Annotated in this window: 11 protein-coding genes; 6 read left to right on the top strand and 5 right to left on the bottom strand. The window is 63.1% G+C overall.

The window, feature by feature from the left end; translation table 11 throughout:
- Positions 1-6: 6 nt before the first annotated feature.
- The 3 genes from coaD to RAZWK3B_RS11180 all read right to left on the bottom strand — a co-directional run bounded on the left by coaD (position 7) and on the right by RAZWK3B_RS11180 (position 2,044).
- Positions 7-498: a pantetheine-phosphate adenylyltransferase gene (gene coaD, locus RAZWK3B_RS11190; protein ID WP_007815159.1), complete on the bottom strand. Its 492-nt coding sequence runs from the start codon at positions 496-498 to the stop codon at positions 7-9.
- A gap of 145 nt (positions 499-643) precedes the next feature.
- The gene (locus tag RAZWK3B_RS11185; protein WP_007815157.1) at positions 644-1,078 is read right to left on the bottom strand and encodes a CBS domain-containing protein; all 435 of its coding nucleotides are present in this window, start codon (positions 1,076-1,078) and stop codon (positions 644-646) included.
- Positions 1,079-1,147: 69 nt separating this feature from the next.
- Positions 1,148-2,044, bottom strand: a complete 897-nt coding sequence (locus RAZWK3B_RS11180) for a LysR family transcriptional regulator (RefSeq protein WP_007815155.1) — start codon at positions 2,042-2,044, stop codon at positions 1,148-1,150.
- Positions 2,045-2,149: 105 nt separating this feature from the next.
- Here RAZWK3B_RS11180 and RAZWK3B_RS11175 point away from each other — a divergent pair, with 105 nt between their 5' ends.
- Positions 2,150-3,649: a CoA-acylating methylmalonate-semialdehyde dehydrogenase gene (locus RAZWK3B_RS11175; RefSeq protein WP_007815152.1), complete on the top strand. Its 1,500-nt coding sequence runs from the start codon at positions 2,150-2,152 to the stop codon at positions 3,647-3,649.
- Between the two features lie 75 nt (positions 3,650-3,724).
- On the opposite strand, the gene RAZWK3B_RS11170 is transcribed toward RAZWK3B_RS11175, so the two are convergent.
- Positions 3,725-4,420 carry a hypothetical protein gene (locus tag RAZWK3B_RS11170; protein ID WP_007815150.1) on the bottom strand — a complete coding sequence of 232 codons (696 nt, stop codon included), beginning with the start codon at positions 4,418-4,420 and terminating at the stop codon, positions 3,725-3,727.
- Between the two features lie 348 nt (positions 4,421-4,768).
- Between RAZWK3B_RS11170 and RAZWK3B_RS11165 the strand changes: the two genes are divergently transcribed.
- The 5 genes from RAZWK3B_RS11165 (at position 4,769) to RAZWK3B_RS11145 (ending at position 9,454) form a co-directional block, all read left to right on the top strand.
- On the top strand, positions 4,769-5,902 hold the full coding sequence (locus tag RAZWK3B_RS11165; RefSeq protein ID WP_007815148.1) for a carboxylate-amine ligase: 1,134 nt from the start codon (positions 4,769-4,771) through the stop codon (positions 5,900-5,902).
- 201 nt (positions 5,903-6,103) lie between these two features.
- Positions 6,104-7,246 (top strand): acyl-CoA dehydrogenase family protein, encoded by a 1,143-nt coding sequence (locus RAZWK3B_RS11160; RefSeq protein ID WP_007815147.1) that lies wholly within the window; start codon positions 6,104-6,106, stop codon positions 7,244-7,246.
- Positions 7,243-8,286, top strand: coding sequence for an enoyl-CoA hydratase/isomerase family protein (locus RAZWK3B_RS21640; protein ID WP_007815145.1), 1,044 nt, complete (start codon positions 7,243-7,245; stop codon positions 8,284-8,286). The genes RAZWK3B_RS11160 and RAZWK3B_RS21640 overlap by 4 nt, the downstream gene beginning before the upstream one ends.
- A 3-nt stretch (positions 8,287-8,289) precedes the next feature.
- Positions 8,290-9,162, top strand: coding sequence for a 3-hydroxyisobutyrate dehydrogenase (gene mmsB / locus RAZWK3B_RS21635; RefSeq protein WP_007815143.1), 873 nt, complete (start codon positions 8,290-8,292; stop codon positions 9,160-9,162).
- An 88-nt stretch (positions 9,163-9,250) separates the two neighbouring features.
- Positions 9,251-9,454 (top strand): YgaP family membrane protein, encoded by a 204-nt coding sequence (locus RAZWK3B_RS11145; RefSeq protein ID WP_007815142.1) that lies wholly within the window; start codon positions 9,251-9,253, stop codon positions 9,452-9,454.
- A gap of 99 nt (positions 9,455-9,553) precedes the next feature.
- On the opposite strand, the gene uvrA is transcribed toward RAZWK3B_RS11145, so the two are convergent.
- Complete coding sequence (gene uvrA, locus RAZWK3B_RS11140; protein WP_007815139.1) at positions 9,554-12,418, bottom strand: excinuclease ABC subunit UvrA; 2,865 nt, start codon at positions 12,416-12,418, stop codon at positions 9,554-9,556.
- Positions 12,419-12,486: the final 68 nt, after the last annotated feature.

Raw genomic sequence — 12,486 nt, 5'->3', positions numbered from 1 at the left:
GCGCTCTCAGGCGAATTTCGCCCGCAACCTCTCGCGGACCGGCGGCGTGACGAATTTGCTCACGTCGCCGTTCAGCCGGGCGATTTCCTTGACCAGCTTGCTGGCGATCGCCTGGTGGCTCGCATCGGCCATCAGGAACACCGTCTCGACCTTGTTGTCCAGCGCCCGGTTCATGCCGACCATCTGGAACTCGTATTCGAAATCCGCCACCGCCCGCAGGCCGCGCACGATCAATTGCGCCCCCACATCATTGGCGCAGTCGATCAGCAGGTTCTCGAACGGATGCGCCACGATCTCGGTGCCGGTCTGCTCGGTCAGCTTGGCGCATTCCTCCTCGATCATCTCGACCCGCTCCTCGAGCGAGAACAGCGGCCCCTTGTCTCGGTTGATCGCCACGCCGATGACCAGACGATCCACCAGCATCGCCGCGCGGCGGATGATATCGAGATGCCCAAGCGTGATCGGATCGAACGTGCCGGGATAAAGGCCAATGCGCATCGGGCGGCTCCCTGTGTCAGTCATTGCGCGTCACGCAACAATAATGCGCCCGGGAATGCAAGAGGCTCCGGCCAATCTCCCCGCCTCGACCGCTCCGAAAGAACAGAGCACGCCCCGCGCCGCCATCAGTACAGGTCATCTGGCATCAATAGCCCATGATCATGCCCTCAAGGGCATCCTTCTCCATCGACAATTCCTGCAGCCGTGCCTTGACCACGTCACCGATCGTGACAATGCCCACCAGCTTGCCATCGGTGACCACCGGCATATGCCGGAACCGCCCCTCGGTCATGCGCGCCAACACCGAATCCGAACTGTCCTGCAACACGCAACAGACCGGGTTCCGGGTCATCATCCCGTCCACCGTCTCGCTCAGGCAGACAGCCCCCTTCACAGCCAGCGCCCGCACGATATCGCGCTCCGACAGAATGCCATCCGCCGTGTCGCCCTTTTTGCTCACCACAAGGCCGCCGATCCGGCGCTCGGCCAGAATCTGCGCCGCCTCCGACACCAATGTGCCCGGCGTTACCGTGATGACGCCATCATCGCCCTTTGATCTCAGGATTTGCTGAACGAGCATGAACAGTCCTCCGCTCCGAATGCCCCGAACTTCAGCGTTGACGATAACCCCGCCCCTGTCAAGTTTCCCTCAAGTCTCGGCCTCCAGCCGCGCCACTTCCATGCGCATCCCCTCGACCAGCGCCGCCGCGAACCGGTTGAGCCGCTCCAGCCGCCGGTCATCGGCATGGCGCACCAGATAGAAACTCCGCGTCAGGCTGAACGCCTCGGGCAAGAGCTTGACCACACCGCGCACGAAGGGGATCGAGAAATCATGCACCACGCCGATCCCGCCCCCCTGCCGCACCCAGTTGATCTGCACCGAGACCGAGTTCGACGCCAGATTGACCCGCTCGATCCCCGCCTCTCGCAGATAATCCAGCTCCTTGTCGAAAATCATGTCCTGAATATAGCCCACCACCCGATGCCCCCTCAGATCCTCCAGCCGGGTGATTTTCGGATGGGCACGCAGATACCGCCGCGACGCCGCCAGATGCAGCTTGTAATCGGTGATCCGCTGCACGCTCAGCCGCCCGGCGGTGGGCGGGCTGACCGCGATCACCATATCGGCCTCGCGCCGGGTCAGGTTGAACACCCTCGGCAGCGCCACGATCTGCACCTCAAGATCCGGGTTCTCCTCGGCGATCCGCGCGCAAACCTGCGGCAAAACGAAATTCGCAGCCCCATCCGGCGCGCCGATGCGGATCTGTCCGGTCATCCCGCCTGACCGGCCCGCCATCTCCTCGGCCACGCCCTCCACGGCCTGCTCCACCCGCACCGCATGGCCCATCAGCCGCTGACCCGCATCACTCAGCGCATAGCCCATGGGCGATTTGGCGAAAAGCGGCACGCCCAGATCGGTCTCCAGCCGCGCGATTCGCCGCCCCACCGTGGCCGGATCGACCTTGAGGATACGCCCCGCCCCCGACAGGCTTTCCGCCCGCGCCACCGCCAGAAAGATCTTCAGATCGTCCCATTGCACGTCCATCCCCGCCCCCTTTGCATTTCTGCATGACCCTTTTGGAATATTGCCTCTGTTACAAATATATTTGCAAGGCTACCCTGCGCGCAAATCGTCATATCGGAGGACACCATGAAGGAACTCACCCATTATATCGGCGGCGAGCACGTCAAAGGCACATCGGGCCGCTTTTCGGATGTCTTCAACCCCGCCACCGGCGAGGTGCAGTCGCGCTGCCCGCTGGCCTCGTCCGAGGAAATGAGCCGCGCGGTCGAGATCGCCGCCGCCGCCCAACCCGCATGGGCCGCCACCAACCCGCAGCGCCGTGCGCGCGTGATGATGGAATTCGTCCGCCTGCTCAACCGCGACATGGACAAGCTCGCCATGGCGCTCAGCGCCGAACACGGCAAGACCTTCCCCGACGCCAAGGGCGACGTGCAGCGTGGCCTCGAAGTGGTCGAATACTGCATCGGCGCGCCGCAGATGCTCAAGGGCGAGTTCACCGACGGCGCCGGCCCCGGCATCGACATGTATTCCATGAAACAGCCCCTCGGCGTCACCGCCGGGATCACCCCCTTCAACTTCCCCGCGATGATCCCGATGTGGATGTTCGCGCCCGCCCTGGCCTGCGGCAATGCCTTCATCCTCAAGCCGTCCGAGCGTGACCCCTCCGTGCCCCTGATGCTCGCCGAGCTGATGGAAGAAGCGGGCCTGCCCAAGGGCCTCCTGCAGGTGGTCAACGGCGACAAGGAAGCCGTCGACGCGATCATCGACCACCCGGTGATCCAGTCCATCGGCTTCGTCGGCTCCACCCCGATCGCCGAATATATCTATGGCCGTGGCTGCGCGAACGGCAAGCGCGTGCAGTGCTTCGGCGGCGCCAAGAACCACATGATCATCATGCCCGACGCCGATATGGATCAGGCCGCCGATGCCCTCGTCGGCGCCGGATACGGGGCTGCCGGTGAACGCTGCATGGCGATTTCCGTGGCCGTGCCCGTCGGCGACGAGACCGCCGACCGCCTGATCGAAAAGCTGGTGCCGCGCATCGAAAAGCTCAAAGTCGGCCCCTACACAGCAGGCGACGACGTGGATTACGGCCCCGTCGTCACCGCCGAGGCGAAAAAGAAGATCCTCGGACTGGTGCAGTCCGGCATCGATCAGGGCGCCGAGCTGGTGGTCGATGGGCGCGACTTCTCGCTTCAGGGCTACGAGGACGGCTTCTTTGTCGGCCCGCATCTCTTCGACAAGGTGACCCCCGACATGGACATCTACACGCAAGAGATCTTCGGCCCGGTCCTCAGCACAGTGCGCGCCGCCTCTTACGAGGAAGCCCTCAAACTGGCGATGGACCATGAATACGGCAACGGCACCGCGATCTTCACCCGTGACGGCGACGCCGCGCGCGATTTCGCCGCGCGGATCAATATCGGCATGGTGGGCATCAACGTGCCGATCCCGGTGCCGCTGGCCTATCACACCTTCGGCGGCTGGAAAAAATCCATGTTCGGCGATCTCAACCAGCATGGCCCCGACGCCTTCAAGTTCTACACCCGCACCAAGACGGTCACCTCGCGCTGGCCCTCGGGCATCAAGGACGGCGGCGAATTCAACTTCAAACCGATGGAGTGATCGGCCCTCAGGGTTTGAGCCACGAAAAAAGGCGCCGCTCATGCGGCGCCTTTTGCTTTGTCCGATATGGTCTGCTCAGGCGCTCTTGCGCTTGCGCAGCAGCGCCAGAAGGCCAAAGCCCCCCAGCAACAGTGGCAGACCGGCGGGCAGCGGAATCGCCGCGATATGTTCATAGGACACCTTGATCGCCGCGACCTTGAATTCATCGTGCTTGTGATCCGACCCGATCCCGAGGAACTTGCCCGTCACCTGCTCGTCCTTGTCCAGCCAGACCTTGCCGTGATCGTCGCTGCTGCCATTGTAATACCATGTGGACTTGTACCACGGGTCCAGATCGACATCCGAATTGTACTCGTCCAGCGTCAGGCCCTTCTTGCCCATGAAATAGCTCGCGATTTCCACGTCATCATCATGGTCGAAATAGCTGACACCGACGAATTTCAGTGTCACCTCGCGGTTGAAGCTGAACAGCAGCATCTCATCGCCGCCACGGCCATCCACCCTGTGATCCTTGTCGCCCTTGAACTGCGCGCCAAGCCCGGTGCTCCATTGCCCGACATCGATCTGCTTCTTCAGATCGCCCTTGTTGTGCTTGAACGCGGTCACGGTCAGCTTCAGGTCGCCACTGGTATAGGAATGCGATCCCGCAACACCCGCATGACCACCCAGATGGAACACTTCGTGGACAGTGGCTGCGTTGACCCCCGTTGCCAGCACGCCAATCACTGCGGCACCCGCCAAGGTCGAAAGTCTATTGCGTCGGTTGGTCATGAAAAACCTCCAGGTAAATATTGTCATAAAAAGGCACGGAGGTAGAACATCGCCCAAAAAACGGGCCCAAGCACCAGCCGTACGAAGACTCAAAAAATCAATACATCGCGGCACTTATCATATTTCGGCAACTTTCCTAACACAATCCTGCACCCACACAGGACTTGGCGTCACTTTCGACACAAAACCCGCAATTCCCAAAGAATTGTTTCTCATTTGAGCGACAACACCCGACCGCCGCCGCACGGCGCTGATTCGTCTCTGCCCTCGGACCGCATCACGCATCGCTTGCCCAAACCGCCTGTCCCGTGCTGCAATGGACGCAAAACGACCACACCCGGAGATGCCATGGCCCTCACTCATCCCGAATTCACCATCGGTATCGAAGAGGAATACCTCCTCGTTGATCGTGACACATGCGCGCTGGCCGACGCCCCCAAGGGTCTGATGGAAGACTGCCAAAGCCGCCTCCAAGGTCAGGTCAGCCCCGAATTTCTCAACTGCCAGATCGAAATCGGCACCCGCGTGTGTCGCACCGTGGCCGACGCCCGCGACGATCTCAAACGCCTGCGCGCCACCGTGGCCGACTGCGCCGCGCGCTACAACCTCGCCCCCATCGCCGCCGCCTGCCACCCCTTCGCCGACTGGCGCAACCAGACCCATACCGACAAGGACCGCTACAACACGCTGGCCGGAGATCTGGCCGGCGTGGTGCGCAGGATGCTGATCTGCGGGATGCATGTCCATGTCGGCATCGACCCGCCCGACCGCCGCATCGACCTGATGAACCAGCTCAGCTATTTCCTGCCGCATCTTCTGGCGCTCAGCTGTTCCTCGCCCTTCTGGCAGGGCCACGACACCGGCCTCAACAGCTACCGGCTGACCGTGTTCGACAACCTGCCCCGCACCGGCCTGCCCCCCCGCATGGAAAGCTATGGCGAGTTCGAACGCTCGGTCTCGGCGCTCGTCGATCTCGGCGTGATCGAGGACAGCTCGAAAATCTGGTGGGATCTGCGACCCTCGCACCAGTTCCCCACGCTCGAAACCCGCATCTGCGACGTGCAACCCCGGCTGGAACACGCGCTCACCCTTGCCGCGATCACCCAAGCATTGGCCCGGATGCTCTGGCGTCTGGCAATCCGCAATCAGCGCTGGCGCATCTATGACCGCTTTCTGGTCTCCGAAAACCGCTGGCGCGCACAGCGCTACGGCGTGACCGAGGGGCTGATCGATTTCGGTCTGGGCGAGATCGTCCCGATGGGCGACCTGATCGAAGAGCTGATCGACCTGCTCGACGAGGACGCCGCCTTCTTCGAATCCCTGGCCGAAATCGAAGGCGCCCGTGACATGCTGCGCAGCGGCACCTCCGCGGGCCGTCAACGGCAGGTCTACGCCGACGCCCTGCAGGCCGAGGACGATCCCGACCACGCCCTGCGCGCCGTGGTCCGCCACCTGATCGAGGAATTCCACGCCGATCTCTGACCCCGAAAAACCGCACATCGCACCAAAAACCGCACCGACGCGATACCGACGTTATACCGACACGATACCGCAGCCCTTTTTCCCTGTTTTCCAAGGCACAAACCGCGATCCCGACGACGCCTTGCAAAACTCTTGCAAGAATTGATAATTAAACATGCGTTCAATTCGCTTGCGACCACCCCGAGGAGGAGGAAACCCGGCATGGACTTCGCGCTGACCGAAGAACAGACCGCCATTTTCGACATGGCTCGCGCCTTCGGGCAGGACAACATCGCGCCCCATGCGCGCATATGGGAGCGTGAGGGCACCATCCCTAAAAAGCTCTGGCCCCAGATCGCCGAGCTGGGCTTTGGCGGGCTCTACGTCTCCGAAGAGGGCGGCGGCTCGGGCCTATCCCGGCTTGACGCGACACTGGTTTTCGAAGCTCTATCAATGGCTTGCCCCTCGGTCGCTGCGTTTTTGTCGATCCACAACATGTGCGCCAAGATGCTCGACAGCTTCGCCTCCGACGAGATGAAAGCCCGCGTCATGCCCGGTGTTCTGTCAATGGAAACCGTGCTCTCCTACTGCCTCACCGAACCCGGCTCCGGCTCGGATGCCGCCGCCCTGAAAACCCGCGCCGGGCGCAGCAACGAGGGCTATATTCTCAACGGAACCAAGGCCTTCATCTCGGGCGGCGGCTATTCGGATGCCTATATCGTGATGGTCCGCACCGGCGAAGACGGCCCCCGCGGCATCTCCACAATCTATGTCGAAGACGGCACCCCCGGCCTCAGCTTCGGTGGCCTCGAAGACAAGATGGGCTGGCGCTCCCAGCCCACCGCACAAGTCCAGTTCGACGAGTGCAACATCCCCGCCCAAAACCTTGTCGGCGAGGAAAACAAGGGGTTTTCCTATGCCATGGCCGGGCTTGACGGGGGCCGGCTCAACATCGCCGCCTGCTCGCTTGGTGCCGCCCAACAGGCGCTCGACATGACCCTGACCTACATGGGCGAGCGCAAGGCCTTCGGCAAACCGATCGACCAGTTCCAGGCGCTGCAGTTCCGCCTCGCAGATCTGGAAATTCAGCTTCAGGCCGCCCGCACCTTCCTGCGTCAGGCCGCCTGGAAACTCGACACCGGCGCGCCCGACGCCACCAAATTCTGCGCCATGGCCAAGAAATTCGTGACCGAAGCCGGCTCCAACATCGTCAACCAATGCCTCCAGCTGCATGGCGGCTACGGCTACCTTGCCGATTACGGAATCGAAAAACTGGTCCGTGACCTGCGCGTGCATGAAATCCTCGAAGGCACGAACGAGATCATGCGCCTGATCGTGGCCCGTCAGATGCTGGCCGAACGATGAGCGATATCGACATCCGCATCCAGGGCCATGCCGGGCGGATCACCCTGACCCGCCCCAAGGCCCTGAACGCCCTGACCCATCAGATGAGCCTCGAGATCGAAGAGGCGCTCGATGCATGGCGCGACGATCCCGCCGTGGCGCTCGTGGTCATCGATGCTGCGGGCGACAAGGCCTTCTGCGCGGGCGGCGACATCCAGAAACTCTACGACACGGGCCGCGCGGGCGATCTTGACTACGGTCGCGGCTTTTGGCGCGACGAATACCGCCTGAATGCGAAAATTGCAGAATATCCAAAGCCTTACATCACGTTCTTGAACGGCTTCACGATGGGCGGCGGCGTCGGGATCGGCTGCCACGGCAGCCACCGGATCGTGGATGAGACCAGCCAGATCGCCATGCCCGAATGCTCCATCGGACTGGTGCCGGATGTCGGCGGCTCGCTTCTTCTGGCCCGCGCGCCGGGCCATCTGGGCGAATATCTCGGGATCACCGGCGCCCGCATGGGACCGGCCGACGCCATCCTTGCAGGCTTTGCCGACAGCTATATCCCCAGTCACCGCTGGCCCGATCTGATCGCCACGCTCTGCGACACCGGCGACATCTCGGCCATAGCCCTCGCAAGCGAGACGCCCCCGCAAGGGGCGCTGAGCAAGGCCCACCCCCTGATCGACGCCATCTTCGCGGGCGGCAGCCTCCATGACATCCTGCAGGCCCTGCAGCACGATGACAGCCCTCTGGCCCGGGACGCGCTCCAGAAGATCGCGCGCAATTCCCCCCTCTCCATGGCCTGCACCGTCGAGATGATCCACCGCTTGCGCGATCCCGCCGCCGATATCCGGCGCGCGCTCGATCTGGAATATCGCTTCACGTACCGCGCGATGGAGCATAGCGATTTCCTCGAAGGCATCCGCGCCCGGATCATCGACAAGGACAACGCCCCCAATTGGCGTCACGATCTCGATACGCTGCCCGCCAGCGATGTCAGCCGGATGCTGATGCCGCTCGACGCGGCACAACTCACAGACCACAAGGAAGGATAGGCCATGAAAATCGGATTCATCGGATTGGGCAATATGGGCGGCCCGATGGCGGCCAATCTCGCACGCGCAGGCCATGACGTGACCGGCTTCGACACCGCCGATGTCACCATCGACGGCGTCGCGCACGCCGCGTCTGCGGCCGAGGCCGCAACCGGCGCGCAGGTGGTCGTCACCATGCTGCCCAACGGGCAGATCCTGCGCAAGGTCGCAGCCGAGGTGATCCCCGCCATGGACAAGGGCGCCGTTCTGCTGGACTGCTCCACCGTCGATGTCGAAAGCGCCCGCGCCGTGGCCCGGCAGGCGCAGGACGCCGGGCTGTCCGCGCTCGATGCGCCCGTGTCGGGCGGCGTCGGCGGCGCTCAGGCCGGCACCCTCACCTTCATGGTCGGCGGCGACGAAACGGGGTTTAACATCACCAAAGAACTCTTTGATATCATGGGACAAAAAGCCGTTCACTGCGGCCCCTCGGGCAATGGTCAGGCCGCCAAGATCTGCAACAACATGATCCTTGGCGCCACGATGATCGTCACCTGCGAGGCCTTCGCTCTGGCCGACAAGCTGGGCCTCGACCGACAGGCGATGTTCGATGTGGTCTCCACCTCCTCGGGCTCCAGCTGGTCGATGACCACCTATTGCCCCGCCCCCGGCGTCGGCCCGCAAAGCCCCGCCGACAATGACTACAAGCCCGGCTTCGCCGCCGAATTGATGCTCAAGGACCTGCGCCTCGCCCAAGAGGCCGCCGCCGCCGCAGATGCCGACACCCCGCTTGGCGAAGCCGCGATGAAGCTCTACGCCAAATTCGTCGAACGCGAAGACGGGATGGGCCGCGATTTTTCGGCCATGCTGCCGCGCTTCGAAAAACGCGGCTACAGCTGACCCATGACCCCGCCTAATTGATCCATATCATATTCAGCTTTGCGAAGATGTGTCACACACGGGGCATCACTGGTGAAAGGAACGTCCCATGTTCAAGAAAAACGTCGGCGGCATTGACCGCGCACTTCGCATCCTCGTGGGCGCAGCGCTCATCGCGGGCTTCGCCCTCAATCAGGAAGGCGCCTATAGCTGGCTCTATCTCATCGGGATCATCCCGCTGGTGACGGGCATTCTGGGCACCTGCCCCGCCTATTCGATCTTCGGGTTCAACACCTGCGCTCTCAAGAAGTAACGCACAAGAAAGCGCAGCAGGCTTGGCTTGCTGCGCCCCCCGCCGCGAATGCCCCATAAGGCACACGCGGCCCCATGCCGCAAGCCAGCCGCCCCCCGCCTATTCCGCCGCCACCTTGCGCGCCGCCAGCATCTCCTTGAGATACCGCCCGGTATGGCTGCGCTCCACCTCGGCCACATCCTCGGGCGTGCCGACAGCCACGATCTCACCGCCGCCATCGCCCCCTTCGGGACCGATATCGATGATCCAGTCGGCGGTTTTCACCACATCGAGGTTATGCTCGATCACCACCACCGTGTTGCCGCTCTCGACCAGCTCATGCAGCACTTCCAGCAGCTTTTTCACATCCTCGAAATGCAGCCCCGTGGTCGGCTCGTCCAGAATATAGAGCGTCCGCCCCGTTGACCGCTTCGACAGCTCCTTCGACAGCTTCACCCGCTGCGCCTCGCCCCCCGAAAGCGTCGTCGCCTGCTGGCCCACCTTGATATAACCAAGGCCCACCCGCGCCAGCGCATCCATCTTCTCGCGGATGCTCGGCACCGCCTTGAACACCTCGCGGGCATCCTCCACCGTCATATCCAGCACATCGGCGATGGACTTGCCCTTCCAGCGGATTTCCAGGGTCTCGCGGTTATACCGCGCGCCGTTGCAGGTCTCGCAGGTCACATAGACATCGGGCAGGAAATGCATCTCGATCTTGATGACCCCGTCGCCCTGACACGCCTCACAGCGCCCGCCCTTCACGTTGAAAGAAAACCGCCCCGGCTTGTAGCCGCGCGCCTTGGCCTCGGGCAGCCCGGCAAACCAGTCGCGGATCGGGGTAAAGGCGCCGGTATAGGTCGCGGGGTTCGATCTCGGCGTGCGCCCGATGGGCCGCTGGTCGATATCGATCACCTTGTCCAGATGCTCCAGCCCCTTGATCGTCTCGCAGGGCGCCGGCGTCTGCCGCGCCCCGTTGAGCCGCATTGACGCGGTCTTGAACAGTGTCTCGATGGTCAGAGTGGATTTGCCCCCGCCCGACACGCCGGTGACACAGACGAACTTGCCAAGCGGGAATTGCGCGCTCACCTCTCGCAGGTTGTTGCCAGTGGCCTTGACCACCTCCACCACCTTGCCATTGCCCTTGCGCCGGTCGGTGGGCACTGCGATCTCGCGCGCCCCCGACAGGTATTGCCCGGTGATCGAGGCCGGATCGGCGGTGATCTCTTCGGGCGTGCCGTGGCTCACCACCTGCCCGCCATGCACGCCTGCGCCGGGGCCGATATCAAAGACGTAATCGGCGGTGCGGATCGCCTCTTCGTCATGCTCGACCACAATCACCGTATTGCCCTGATCGCGCAGGTTCTGCAGCGTCTGCAACAGCCGCCCGTTGTCGCGCTGATGCAGCCCGATGCTCGGCTCGTCCAGCACGTAAAGAACCCCGGTCAGCCCGCTGCCGATCTGGCTGGCCAGCCGGATGCGCTGGCTCTCGCCCCCCGACAGCGTGCCGGCATTGCGGCTCAGCGTCAGATATTCCAGCCCCACATTGTTGAGAAACCCAAGCCGCTCGCGGATTTCCTTGAGGATCGCGCGCGCGATCTCGTTCTTCTGCGCGCTCAGGCTTTCCGGCACGCCCGCGCACCATTCATGCGCCTCGCGGATCGACATCTCCACGACCTGCCCCACATGCAGCCCCGCGATCTTCACCGCCAGCGCCTCTTCGCGCAGCCGGTAGCCGCCACAGGTCCCGCAGGAGCGGTTGTTCTGATAGCGCTCGAACTCTTCGCGGATCCAGCTGCTGTCGGTTTCGCGATAGCGCCGCTCCATATTGGGGATCACCCCCTCGAAACTGCGTGTCACCTGATAGACGCGGCCGCCCTCGTCATAGCGAAACGGCATCTCCTCCTCGCCCGAGCCATGCAGGAACACCTGCTGCACATGGGCGGGCAGGTCCTTCCAGCGGGCGTTGCGGTCGAACTCGTAATGCTTGGCGATGGATTCGATGGTCTGCAGAAAATAAGGGCTCTTGCCCTTGCGCCAGGGCGCGATCGCCCCGTCGCTGATCTTGAGCGTGCCATCCGGCACCACCAGCCGCTCGTCGAAATAGAGCTCCGCCCCCAGACCGTCACAATCCGGGCAGGCGCCGAACGGCGCGTTGAACGAAAAGAGCCTCGGTTCGATCTCGGGAATGGTGAAGCCGCTCACCGGACAGGCGAAGTTCTCACTGAACGTATGGCGCTCCGGCTCGCCCTCGCCCTCCTTGGGCGCGGTCTCAAGAATGGCGATCCCGTCCGCCAGATCCAGCGCCGTGCGGAAACTGTCGGCCAGTCGCGTCTGCAAGCCGTCCTTGACCACGATCCGATCTACCACCACGTCGATATCGTGGCGGAACTTCTTGTCCAGCGTGGGCGGATCGTCCAGCTCGTGAAACGCGCCATCCACCTTGACCCGCTGGAATCCCTGCTTGCGCAGCTCCAGCATCTCCTTGCGATACTCGCCCTTGCGATCCCGCACGATGGGCGCCAGAAGATAGGCCCGCGTGCCCTCCTCCATCGCCATGACCCGGTCCACCATGTCCTGCACCTGCTGGGCCTCGATGGGCTTGCCGGTGGCCGGGCTATAGGGCGTGCCGACGCGGGCAAAAAGCAGCCGCAGATAGTCGTAGATTTCCGTCACCGTGCCCACGGTCGAGCGCGGGTTCTTGCTGGTGGTCTTCTGCTCGATGGAAATCGCCGGGCTCAACCCGCTGATATGATCCACATCGGGCTTCTGCATCATGTCCAGAAACTGCCGCGCATAGGCGCTCAGGCTTTCGACATAACGCCGCTGCCCCTCGGCATAGATCGTGTCGAACGCCAGGCTGGACTTGCCCGAGCCCGACAGCCCGGTGATCACCACCAGCTCGTTGCGCGGAATATCCACATCGATGGACTTGAGGTTATGCTCGCGCGCGCCGCGCACCTCGATATTCTTCAGCTCGGCCATGCCTGCCCCCGTGAACGCTGCCCTACAGATAGTGGAGCGCGTCGAGTCGTCCAAGTCAAAAAAGTGAA

It is taken from the genome of Roseobacter sp. AzwK-3b (genome assembly GCF_000170875.1).
Taxonomy (GTDB): domain Bacteria; phylum Pseudomonadota; class Alphaproteobacteria; order Rhodobacterales; family Rhodobacteraceae; genus Roseovarius; species Roseovarius litoreus.
Note: the sequence above shows the minus strand (reverse complement) of the source record. Positions and strands in the feature narration are given on the sequence as shown.